General features: G+C 31.4%; 9 protein-coding genes. 7 read left to right on the plus strand and 2 right to left on the minus strand.

Annotation, left to right across the window (positions count from 1 at the left end):
- The first annotated feature begins 7 nt into the window (after nt 1–7).
- The 6 genes from ACFELW_RS01365 to ACFELW_RS01390 all read left to right on the plus strand — a co-directional run bounded on the left by ACFELW_RS01365 (nt 8) and on the right by ACFELW_RS01390 (nt 6484).
- Nucleotides 8–655 (plus strand): heme exporter protein CcmB, encoded by a 648-nt coding sequence (locus ACFELW_RS01365; RefSeq protein ID WP_341748707.1) that lies wholly within the window; start codon nt 8–10, stop codon nt 653–655.
- A 112-nt stretch (nt 656–767) separates the two neighbouring features.
- Entirely contained in the window at nt 768–1211 is a 444-nt protein-coding gene (locus ACFELW_RS01370) for a DUF2670 domain-containing protein (RefSeq protein ID WP_094649011.1), read from the plus strand.
- A 42-nt stretch (nt 1212–1253) separates the two neighbouring features.
- Nucleotides 1254–3797 (plus strand): N-6 DNA methylase, encoded by a 2544-nt coding sequence (locus tag ACFELW_RS01375; protein ID WP_375330199.1) that lies wholly within the window; start codon nt 1254–1256, stop codon nt 3795–3797.
- Between the two features lie 150 nt (nt 3798–3947).
- On the plus strand, nt 3948–4475 hold the full coding sequence (gene petA, locus ACFELW_RS01380; protein WP_094649207.1) for a ubiquinol-cytochrome c reductase iron-sulfur subunit: 528 nt from the start codon (nt 3948–3950) through the stop codon (nt 4473–4475).
- 6 nt (nt 4476–4481) lie between these two features.
- Nucleotides 4482–5693, plus strand: coding sequence for a cytochrome b (locus ACFELW_RS01385; RefSeq protein ID WP_375330200.1), 1212 nt, complete (start codon nt 4482–4484; stop codon nt 5691–5693).
- Nucleotides 5690–6484: a cytochrome c1 gene (locus tag ACFELW_RS01390; RefSeq protein ID WP_375330201.1), complete on the plus strand. Its 795-nt coding sequence runs from the start codon at nt 5690–5692 to the stop codon at nt 6482–6484. Before ACFELW_RS01385 ends, ACFELW_RS01390 begins: the two co-directional genes overlap by 4 nt.
- Nucleotides 6485–6754: 270 nt before the next feature.
- On the opposite strand, the gene lon is transcribed toward ACFELW_RS01390, so the two are convergent.
- Complete coding sequence (gene lon / locus ACFELW_RS01395; RefSeq protein ID WP_375330202.1) at nt 6755–9094, minus strand: endopeptidase La; 2340 nt, start codon at nt 9092–9094, stop codon at nt 6755–6757.
- A gap of 92 nt (nt 9095–9186) precedes the next feature.
- On the opposite strand from lon, the gene ACFELW_RS01400 reads away from it, so the two are divergent.
- Nucleotides 9187–10185: a serine/threonine dehydratase gene (locus ACFELW_RS01400; protein ID WP_375330203.1), complete on the plus strand. Its 999-nt coding sequence runs from the start codon at nt 9187–9189 to the stop codon at nt 10183–10185.
- A 48-nt stretch (nt 10186–10233) separates the two neighbouring features.
- Here ACFELW_RS01400 and ACFELW_RS01405 read toward each other — a convergent pair whose 3' ends face one another.
- Nucleotides 10234–11874, minus strand: coding sequence for a glycosyltransferase family 8 protein (locus ACFELW_RS01405; protein WP_375330204.1), 1641 nt, complete (start codon nt 11872–11874; stop codon nt 10234–10236).
- Nucleotides 11875–12029 lie beyond the last annotated feature (155 nt).

The raw sequence follows: 12029 nt of genomic DNA on the forward strand, positions 1-12029 counted from the left end.
TAGTTATATGCATAAACTAATACAGCTGATCAAATGGGAATATTTAATTCAAAATCGTATTAATAATCTTAGTAAATATCTATTTATATTCTTTTTATTTTGTATTTTCAGTACTGCTTTAATTAATGACCAAACAGATATTAAAAAATTTGGAATTATTTTTTCAGTAATTGTTTTACCGATAGCTCTAATTGGCTTTTCTAGTCTAATATTTCAGCAAGATGTTGAGGACGGAAGTTTAGAGTTACTATTATCTAGCTTCAATGAGAGTGAAATTATTGCCGCTAAATTAATTACCATAATTGTTAGTTCCCTCACCAGTGCTTTATTAAATATGCCAATAATTTATATTATCTTCGATCTTGACATGCTAACAGTAAGCTATCTTTTGATCAATCTAATTCTATTATTAATTTTGTCCAGTAGCCTATTAGTTTTAATTGGAGCTGTTCAAAGCTATTTTAGGTCAAATACTAATCTATTAGCAATATTAATCATGCCGCTACTAATACCCAACATCATACTTAGCGGTCTTGTTTTACAAAATTTTGATAATATCAATCTAATTTTTGTTATGATTGGTATCAATATGGTCCTTGTACCAATAATATTTTATCTCTCATCCTATCTAATTAAGAATATTTACAACATTTAATTTTAATTATACACTATACTGACCCTTGCACTAATAAAAAAATTGTTATTTTTTTACAATTCATGTAATTTCTACTCGTAGATTTTTTAACTATTTTTCGGTAATTATATATATGTGGCAAGCTTTAAGAAGACTAATAGCAGCTAACCCTATGGGAATGTTTTTATGGACTATCATAGCCAAATGGTACGTTATGATAGCTGTTGCTTCTCTGGTAATATTATTTTGGGTAGCTAAAGGACTCGAACAAATTGGACTTATCAGCTATATAACAACTGCTACCACTGAAATTCTTGATACGTCAAAATCAATTGCTCAACATTGTACTCCAAAATTAGGTCCCAACTTTGAAAATTTAACCAATTTTTGGAAATGTTTAGGAGATCCACCAAAATATGAGGTTAGAGAAGAAACCGGTGAGAAAGCTTTAGAAGACGGATTAAAGAAGTTATTGCCTAAAGATGGAACTGTACCGGAAATGCTCCCTTATCGCAATCCTTATGACTCTCCTGACAATTCTAACGATAGTGATGGTAAATCAACTGATGGCAAATGAGAATAATATAAGTATAAGTTAGGGTAATCAATAAAAATTAGTATGTTAAAGGATGGATACATTAATGACTTTGCAACAAACAAAGCTGTAGATTTAAAAAAGCCTGAAGAAAAAGTACGACAAGAATATGAAAAGATATTGTATGACGACTATTTTTATGACAAAGAGCAATTAGATATTGAAGTTTCAATACAAATGGGTAGTGCTGTAAAAAAAGCAGATATTGTAATATATAAAAATAAATCAAAAAATAGAAATCAATATAGCGATATACTTGGTATTGTTGAGGTTAAAAAGAAAAGTAGAAAAGACGGTTTAGAACAACTGACGAGTTATATGCAAGCTACTTCTGCTTTGTTCGGAGTTTGGACTAATGGAGAAGAAATTGAATATTTATATAAAAATTCTAAAGGAGAAGTAAAGAAAGATTGTCTATTTAACATACCGAAAAAAGGAGAAACGATAGAAGCAATAGGTAATATAACAAAAGATAAATTAAAACCTGTTAAAAATCTAAAACCTGTTTTTAGGCGTATACTAAATACTTTATATTCTAATACAAATATTAGTAGGAAAGAAAAGCTTGGAAGCGAAATGATTAAACTAATCTTTTGTAAGATTATTGATGAGAAATATGAACTTGATAGTTTGCCAAATTTTAGAATAACAACAGAAGAAATGGAGACAATAAATAATGATAAAAGTGAAAATGAAGAAATTAAGATAGCACAATATGGTAAAGTTAAAAAACGAATACAAAAATTGTTTATAAAAGTAAAAGAAGAATTAGAAGATGATGGAATTTTTATTACAAATGAAGAAATAACACTTGATGCAAAATCAATTGTTTATGTAGTTGGAGAACTAGAGCAAATCGCATTACTAAAAACTGAAAAAGATATAGTAGGGGAGGCTTTTGAAACTTTTGCAGAAAGTAAATTAGTTGGTGAAAAAGGTGAATTTTTTACACCTAGAGAAATTGTAAAGCTTGCAGTGCAAATTTTGGATCCATCCCCAAATCAGACCATTATAGACCCTGCTTGTGGTAGTGGTGGTTTTTTAATATATGCACTTGAACATGTTTGGAAAAAAATGGATCATGATCGAACATATAAAAATTCAACAGATATAAATAGGTTAAAAAAGCAAATAGCCGAAAAGTGTTTTTATGGATTAGAGAAAGAAATAGATTTAGTTAAGATATGCAAAGCATATATGACAATTATAGGTGATGGTAAGAGTAAAATTGTTCAAGAAAATACATTGCATCCAATTCATGAATTCCAGGTAAAAACAAAAGAATTAATTACAACTCAAAAAGACGGTGAAATTGAACTAAACACTTTTGATTTTGTTGTTACAAATCCTCCATTTGGTAGCAAAATCAAGGTTCTAAAAGAAGACTGTAAATATTTTGAACTAGGGCATCAATATAAAAAAGAAGGTAATTCTTTTATAAGAACTAATAAAGTAAAAGAAACTGAACCTCAAGAGTTATTTATAGAAAGATGTTTGCAATTATTAAAAGATGGAGGTAAACTTGCAATAGTCTTACCAGAGACTTACCTTCATGCCCCTTCTAAAAAACACGTTCTAGATTTTTTAGTTAAAGAAAATAATATTATTGCAGTTATAGATCTACCTCATAATACTTTTAGACCTTATTGTAATGCGAAAACTTGTTTATTAGTATTAGAAAAAGGCAAAAGACAAAATAGTGATATTATCATGGCTGTTGCAGAAGAAATGGGGCATGATCATACTGGAAGATTATTTTATAGGTACGATAGTACAAATGAGGTATTTACAAAAGAAATTTGGGACGATACAGAAACCATAAGAAATGAGTTGTTATCTAAAAAATTCAATAAAAATACCTTTATAACTTCAAGTTCTGATATCACCAATAACGTTTATGTACCACGCTATTACTGGAAAAAAAAAGAAGAAGAAATAAAAGAGATAGCTAATAATCAAAAATTTAAACTTATTACAATTAACGAATTATTAAAGCAAAATATTTTACAAGCATTTAACGGACACGGTTCACCGCCAAGCGAGTATAAAGGGACTGGAACAGTCCCTTATGTTAGAGTGGCTGATATAATTAATTGGGAAATTTACAAGAACCCAACTGCATTAGTACCAGAACATATATATCATAAAATCAAAGGTAAGAATGGTTTGTCTTTACAACAAGAGGATGTAGTCTTTGTTCGTAGAGGAAGTTATAGGATAGGGTCTGTTGCAATGATTTCAAAATTTGATACGAATGTTTTATTGACTAATGAAATTACAACTTTTAGAATTATTAATCAACATAACATTTACAATATTACATCGTATTATTTTCTATTTGCTATGTCTCATTCAATTACACAAAAACAGCTATATAACAAAATATTCATAGACACAACTCTACCAAATATAGGAGATAGATGGAAGGAACTTTTAATACCTATTCCATTAGATAGAAATAAAACTTTAGAGATTTCAAATAAGATTAAAGATACATTTACTCAAAAATGGCAAGCTTTGGACAAACTATCTTTTTTAAGGGATGAGTTTGGTGATATTGTAACATAGTTACATCCAATTCATATGAAAATATTGCTTAAGGTATCTAAAACTTATTCGGGGCTATATATACTGCTTTAACCTTAAGCTATACTTGATTTTTTATTACTTTTATAGTAACATATTACACAGATATCTATAAATTATACTGATCAGTTTATGTCAAATACTAATTGTTATGATAAGGCAACTCGTAGAGATTTTATAACCTTAACTGCTAGCAGTATGGTTGTGGTTGGAGCAGCGTGTGCTACCTATCCTCTTGTTAGTTCATTTAACCCTTCAGCAGATGTTCTTGCCCTATCTTCAATAGAAGTGGATTTATCTCATATCCAACCAGGACAAACTGTTACTGTTAAATGGCAAGGCAAGCCAGTTTTTATTACTAATAGAACTCCAGAAAAAATCGCTGAAGCAAGAAATGTAAATCTCGCCGAGCTAATGGATCCTGAGCTTGACCAAGATAGAGTTAAATCTGGGCATGATAAGTGGTTGGTGACTATAGGCATTTGCACCCATTTGGGTTGCGTACCGCTTGCAAACCAAGGCGATTATGACGGTTGGTTTTGCCCATGCCATGGCTCTCAGTATGATTCATCTGGTCGAGTACGCAAAGGACCAGCTCCTTTAAATTTGGCTGTTCCACCATATGAATTTATTTCCGATACAAAAATTAAAATCGGATAATTATTTATGAATGAAAGTAATTATCCTGAAGAATCCAATCCAAACAAATCCAATCCGATCATAGAATGGATCGACTACCGACTCCCTATTTTCTCGTTCTTTAAACATCTAGGCGAATACCGAACACCCAAAAATTTGAGTTACCTATGGAACTTAGGGTCAATAGCTGGTATTGCCTTAGTAATTCAGATAATCACTGGCATTATTTTGGCTATGCATTATACCCCTCACGTCGATTACGCCTTCGAGAGTGTTGAAAAAATTATGCGTAACGTCAATTATGGCTGGCTAATACGTTATATACACTCAGTTGGGGCATCAATGTTTTTTGTTGTCGTTTATCTACATATCTGTAGAGGGTTATATTATGGCTCGTACAAAAAACCTAGAGAGTTATTATGGCATATAGGCATAATAATTTTTCTTATCATGATGGCTACTGCCTTTATGGGATATGTGCTGCCTTGGGGACAAATGAGCTACTGGGGAGCAACTGTAATCACCAATTTATTTTCAGCTATACCTATCATTGGCAAATCGATAGTTACCTGGCTTTGGGGAGGTTTTTCAGTTGATAACCCTACACTTAACAGATTCTTTGCTTTACATTATTTATTGCCTTTTATTATAGTAGCTTTAGTCTTACTTCATTTAGTAGCCCTACATGTTCATGGTTCAAATAACCCCAAGGGTATCGATGTTAAATCCCCTAAAGATACTATTCCTTTCCATCCATATTATACTGTAAAAGATTTTGTTGGATTTGGTGTTTATTTTCTAATATTTGCTTTTTTTGTCTTTTTCAAACCAAATTATTTAGGACATCCTGACAATTACGTACCAGCTAATCCTTTGGTTACTCCAACTCATATAGTTCCAGAATGGTATTTTTTGCCATTTTATGCTATTTTACGGGCAGTACCGTCAAAGCTAGGTGGGGTAATATTAATGTTTTCTAGTATTTTGTTATTATTTATTTTACCTTGGCTTGACAGCTCAAAAGTTAGAAGTGCCAATTATCGACCAATGTTCCGTATAGCTTTTTGGCTGTTCATAGCTGATTGTTTGGTACTTGGATATCTTGGAGGAAAACCAGCCGAAGACCCTTATATTACCTTAAGTAGATTTGCTGCTACTTACTATTTCTTTCATTTTTTCGTTGCAGTACCACTAATTAGCAAGTATGAGAAAACTTTGCCATTACCGGATTCTATATGAAAGATAATAAAATTACCTCTTATATCAAATTTTACCTGTGTTTGTTAATTTTGTTAGTATCCAATACTATCACTGCCAACGAAGCATTACCTACAAAAAAGATTGCTTGGTCATTTGACGGAATTTTTGCTAGCGTTGATAGAAAAGCTGCCCAACGTGGCTTTCAAGTCTATAAAGAAGTATGTAGTGTGTGTCATGGTCTTTATAATTTATATTATCGTAATCTTAAAGATATAGGATTTTCAGATGAAGAAATTAAAGAAATAGCCAAAAATTATACGGTGCAAGATGGGCCCAATGATGCAGGAGAAATGTTTGAAAGACCCGCTCTACCATCTGATCCATTTGTTCGCCCCTATCCTAACGAACAAGCAGCAAGAGCAGCCAATAATGGGGCAGACCCACCTGATTTATCATTGATCATTAAAGCAAGACCTGATGGGGCAAATTATGTATATTCTATACTTACTGGTTATACTAATCCTCCTGAGAATTTTAAATTAATGCCAGGATTAAGTTACAATCCATACTTTCCGCATAGTCAAATTGCCATGCCAGCTCCACTAACAGATGGACAAGTACAATATATAGACGGAACAAATTCATCGGTAGAACAAATGGCTATGGATGTTACCGTATTTTTACAATGGGCTGCTGAACCTGAAATGGAAAACCGTAAATCTATGGGTTTGAAGGTAATGATATTTTTAGTAATTTTTACAATTTTCTTTTATATTTCTAAAAATAGAATTTGGCAAAATGTTAGGAACCATCATGAAAAAAATGGATAAAACTATAAAAAAAGGTAAGCGTTCACAGTTTTTTTGCTATTTTCTTATGATAATATCTCTCCACTACTGTAATATATGGCAAAAGTTTCCACTGGCATCAGATCGATTTTTAGGTTCTATGAACAAAATTTTAATTGTCTAGATTTTAAGTGTTTTTAAGCGAAAATTAATAAGATTTTTGCAGGAATAGTGTACCTATTTCAAAAAAATCTTATAATTTGCAACTAAAAAGAGTCAAAATCTAGACAATTAAAATTTTGTTCACAGAGCCTAGTTAGTAACTGTAAAATTATTATTGACCAAAGCTAATTTTAGCACTTCATCTACAGTTGATACTGATAAAATTTCTAAACTCTTTTTTATATTCGGTGGAATATCTTCTAAGTCTTTAACGTTATCTTGAGGTATTATCACCGTTTGTATACCACCTCGGCTGGCAGCTAATAATTTTTCTTTTAGTCCCCCAATTGGTAATACTGTCCCCCTTAGGGTGATTTCTCCAGTCATTGCTACAGTTCTGTTTACCGGTATTTTGGTCATAAGTGAAACAATAGTGGTAAATATTGCGCATCCAGCAGATGGGCCATCTTTTGGAATCGCTCCAGCCGGTACGTGCAAATGAATATCAAGATCTTTATAATCTTCGTATTTTAATCCAAAACTACTAGCTCTAGAACGAAAACAGCTATAGGCTGCTTGAGCAGATTCTTTCATTACATCCCCAAGTTTACCAGTAGTTTTAATGTCTCCTTTGCCATGAAATGACAAGGCTTCAATGGTAAGTAATTCTCCGCCAACTTCTGTATAAGCAAGTCCCGTAGTACTACCTATTTGATCTTCTTTTTCAGCTAGACCAAAATTATATTTCCTAACTCCTAAATATTCTTCAAGATTAGCAGATGATATTGATATGTTTTTTATTTTTTTGTTACTCAAAATTCTTTGCAATACTTTTCTTGTAACAGAGCCAATTTCTCTCTCAAGCGATCTTACTCCTGATTCTTTGGTATAATATCTGATTAATTCTAAAATTGCTCCATCATCAATAGTGAGTTCATTTTTCTTCATTTCATGCATTTTCAATTGCTTTGGTATTAAGTAGTTTTTGGCAATTTGTAATTTTTCTTCTTCAACATAACCAGAAATGTTAATGATCTCCATACGATCAATTAGAGCTCTGGGCAGATTATAAGAATTAGCTGTTGCAATAAACATTACCTCTGATAAATCATATTCTACTTCTAAATAATGATCAACGAAATGACTGTTTTGTTCAGGGTCTAAGACTTCAAGTAATGCAGAAGCCGGATCACCTCGAAAATCAGAACCCATTTTATCAATTTCATCTAATAACATAACGGGGTTATTAGTTTTAACTTTTTTTATTAAATTTATAATTTTTCCTGGCATAGAACCAAGATATGTTTTTCGATGTCCCCTAATCTCCGATTCATCTCTAATACCGCCAAGAGCAAATTTAGTATATTTCCTACCCATCGCTTCAGCAATGGATTTGACCAATGAGGTTTTTCCAACTCCTGGTGGACCGATTAAGCATAATATAGGTCCTTTAATTTTTTTAGAACGTTGTAACACTGCTAAATATTCAATAACACGCTCTTTGACTTTCTCAAGACCAAAGTGATCACGATCCAAAATTTCTCTAGTTTTATTTATATCAGTTTTATTATTATCAAATTTCCCCCATGGCATGGCTAATAATGTATCAAGGTAATTACGAACAACTGATGATTCACCTGACATTTGATTCATAAGCTTTAGCTTTTTCAGTTCTGCTTCAGCTTTTTCTTTTGCTTCTTTTGAAAGTTTTAAGGTTTTAATCTTTTTTTCTATATCAGAGAAATCAGATTTATCATGTTCGAGTTCTTTTTGTATAGCTTTCATTTGTTCGTGCAAGTAATAATCACGCTGAGTTTTCTCAATTTGTTTTTTTACTCGCAATTGTAAAGCTTGCTCTGCATCTATTTGAGCCATACTAGATGTTAATGTATCTATTATAGTTTTAATTCGTGATTGAGGTTTGGTCTCCTCTAACAAAGTTTGTTTTATTATTAATGGTACAGTCAAATAAGAAGCTAGTACATTAGTGACATAACTAAAATCTGTTGGATTTTTTGCTATTTCACCAGTTATCGTTTCTATTATTTCTGGATTAATTTTTTTATGAGTCTTAGTATATTTTGTAAATAACTCGATAACATTTGCTGTGGAAACTTTTAAAGATTCTACATCAATTACCTCTTCATCATGTAGTATGCTATATTCAGCTTCAAATATCTCTTTATTAGTGATGTTATGTAGGGTAACCTTATCGATTGCTTCAACTAGAATTTTGGCATTATTCTGTAACCTTACTGTTTGTATAATTTTAGCAATTACTCCTGTAGAATGGAGATCTTGAATATCTGGAGTATCTTGATCTTGTTGTTTTTGTAATACCAGTAATATATATCTATTATTATCTATAATTTTAGTGTCAAATAAGGCTTTTAGAGACTTAGTCCTACCGACAAATACAGGAGCAACCATACCGGGAAAGATCACCATGTCTTTTAATGCGATTAGGGGCAATTTTTCTTTATTTGTCATATTAAAAAACCTTAAGAAATTTATATACTAAAGAGGATAGTAACTATATAATATCGCCTTACTATGATTTCAAGCTACATTTAGTTTTATATATGCCTTCATCACCTCAATCTTCCAATATCATATCAATAGCAAGCAATAGGGTAAAACAATATCTTCATTTGACCCCAATAGTTCAATCTGAAATTTTAGATAAAATGCTCGGTCATGAAATTTTCTTTAAAATAGACTCGTTACAAAAAACCGGAGCATTCAAGGTTAGAGGGGTATTAAACCACTTATTAGAGTTGCAAGAACAAAATTGTTTACCAAATAAAGTTGTTGCATATAGTACAGGTAATCATGGAATTGGTCTTGCTTGGGTAGCAAAAACCCTTAACCTTAATGCAAGAATTTATTTACCAGAAAATACCTCTCCAATTAAACAACAAACAGCAAAATATTATGGAGCAGAGGTTATACTAACTAAAACTAGACAAATGGCAGAAGATAAAGCAAAGAGTGACATAGAAAATGATTTTTACTATTTGCATCCTTCCGATAGTGATTCTAGTATAGCTGGGGCTGGTACGATGTGTTATGAAGCATTGCAACAACTAGGATTCAGTCCAGATGCCATTTTTGCTTCTTGTGGAGGTGGGGGGTTGCTTTCAGGATCATATTTAGCGAAAGAATTACTATCTCCATCCAGCTTGCTGATAGGTTCAGAGCCGCTTAATGCTAACGATGCTTTCTTATCGATTAAGCAAGGTTCGATATATAGGTTTACTGATTCACCAAGTACTGTAGCAGATGGTTTGCGTACTTTAGCAGTTTCATCACGTACATTTAATTATCTAAATAAACTCGATGATTTCTTTCTTGCTGATGAACATTCTATATATTATTGGACCGCTTGGTTGGTTCATTTGCTACGAATTGCCTGTGAACCATCATGTGCTTTAAATATGGTTGGAGTAGTAAATTGGTTAAAGAAACAGTCGAAACCTAAGAAAGTTTTAGTACTTATATCAGGTGGGAACATTGATCCTATTATTTATCAGGAGCTTTGGAAGGGAGAATATCTTTCTAATTTGCCTAGGCTATTATAATTACTTATTGTACTCAAATCATTTGAGTATATACACTCTACAGAAAAACTATTTAGGGGAGTATGGCGTCCCCCAAGGCGTTAATTCTCTATAACGCCAATATTCTTTGTAAATATCGTCTAATTGTTCTATCTGTGCTTTTTCCACACCCCCAGCCCAAGGTTTTGTTCCTGAATAATGTAAAATAAATTTTGTATAATAATTTGTATTGGTTGTGCTTGATCTATAACTAGGTGTATGATTCCATTTATGTGAAATATGGTTAATTCTATCGTTAAAAGCTATATTTATTATATCTTGTTCAAACATTGAAAGAGAACATACAGTATTATTTAATGAATTTATTAAACAATCTTCCGCTTTATTATTTCTCATATTTTCTAAATTAAACCACATAACACCGGCATTTATATAAAAATACGGTAAAGCATGATTACACCCAAGTTCGTTATGACCAGGATTACCGGCATCATAGCTACCTGCCACAAAATAATCTGTCATATCAATAGTTTTAAAATAGCTTAAATCTTTTAAAACTATTAAATCAGCATCCAGCGATAATACCAAGGTTAAATTCGGCAAAATTTTACTAAAAAATGGTCTATAGCTTATTAAAAGAGGCCAGTCACAATTTTTAAATTTACTTTTTATTAATTCTATCGGCAGTAAATTATTATCAACATTTATAAAATTTATTTTGTAAGGCTTTATATCCTGCATAGATGACAGTTTTTTTTGCGATTCTATAGATATAGGGTCTTCCTGATCCATAATAAAATAAAAATCATAGAAGCTATCTAAGTCTGAATTTAACAAAGCTGATGCAATGGTAGTTGCAGCATGTACTGCATACTTATCATTTATAACAAGAGCAATATTAGTAACATTATTAGCCTCTATTCCGCTTAAATTCAAGGCTCGTTGATAGTTAGCAACGGCTGTCTTAAGGTCTATGTTCGCTTTCTCTAAAACAGAAGATCGACCTAATATATTAATCATGCTAAGCCTATAAAAAGCTTTAGCTGATAATTCAGGAATATTTAATGCTATCAGCTTATTAAGAAAAGCTACTTCATCTTGCATATAACCACTAAAATATTTTAGTAAATCTTCTTCTTTTAGGTCTTTAATAAAAGAAAAAATTTGTTCTTTATGATCTTTAATAATAATATGAGCTAAATTAAGGGCATATTCTGATTTATATAATAAATCTAAAGAATAGCTGCTGTTTTTTATGCCCCTATATAATTCAGCTTTTTCCTTTTTTAAAAGTTGTAAACGTGATAAACAATCGTAACCTTTGGCAATTGATACCCTATCTACCGCTTCTTCAATTTGGAAAAGACAAACCTTTTCAATGTAGTTTTTTCTTTCATCAGTTAAAAAACTATTGTTTAGATCATTAACCACCATATCAAATTCAAAACGATTTTTTCTTAAATTTGAGTAAATACGAGAGTAAGCATAATCACTTACTCTTTCGACAACTGATATTTTCCCATTTTGAATATTATCATTATTTTGCAGTGACACTAAGTCATTTGAAAATTTTTTTATTTTTATTTTTCTTTTGTCATAAGAATAACCTCCTAATATACATAATGATATTATTAGAAGAGCTAATGCATATTTATATTTTTGTATCCTTATCTTCATTATCTTTCTCAACGCCTTAGGTTTTGTAAACATTTTTCTTTAATGTGCATAATGCTCACAACAACCTAGATATTTTGATGACAAAACTCCCCCTAAATGCAACATGCACTTCTCATTCTAAAATTTTAAACAAATGAAAGTATAACTATTGTATTAATTCATTTCTAACTTTCATAAAAAAGATATTA

The sequence above is a fragment of the Candidatus Tisiphia endosymbiont of Nemotelus uliginosus genome, assembly GCF_964264755.1.
Taxonomy (GTDB): domain Bacteria; phylum Pseudomonadota; class Alphaproteobacteria; order Rickettsiales; family Rickettsiaceae; genus Tisiphia.

What these genes read in the sequence shown, in the direction of transcription:
- petA (WP_094649207.1), top strand. Translation starts at nt 3,948, where the DNA reads ATGTCAAATACTAATTGTTATGATAAGGCAACTCGTAGAGATTTTATA.
- ACFELW_RS01385 (WP_375330200.1), top strand. Translation starts at nt 4,482, where the DNA reads ATGAATGAAAGTAATTATCCTGAAGAATCCAATCCAAACAAATCCAAT.
- ACFELW_RS01400 (WP_375330203.1), top strand. Translation starts at nt 9,187, where the DNA reads ATGCCTTCATCACCTCAATCTTCCAATATCATATCAATAGCAAGCAAT.
- ACFELW_RS01370 (WP_094649011.1), top strand. Translation starts at nt 768, where the DNA reads ATGTGGCAAGCTTTAAGAAGACTAATAGCAGCTAACCCTATGGGAATG.
- ACFELW_RS01375 (WP_375330199.1), top strand. Translation starts at nt 1,254, where the DNA reads ATGTTAAAGGATGGATACATTAATGACTTTGCAACAAACAAAGCTGTA.
- ACFELW_RS01365 (WP_341748707.1), top strand. Translation starts at nt 8, where the DNA reads ATGCATAAACTAATACAGCTGATCAAATGGGAATATTTAATTCAAAAT.
- ACFELW_RS01405 (WP_375330204.1), bottom strand. Translation starts at nt 11,874, where the DNA reads ATGTTTACAAAACCTAAGGCGTTGAGAAAGATAATGAAGATAAGGATA.
- ACFELW_RS01390 (WP_375330201.1), top strand. Translation starts at nt 5,690, where the DNA reads ATGAAAGATAATAAAATTACCTCTTATATCAAATTTTACCTGTGTTTG.
- lon (WP_375330202.1), bottom strand. Translation starts at nt 9,094, where the DNA reads ATGACAAATAAAGAAAAATTGCCCCTAATCGCATTAAAAGACATGGTG.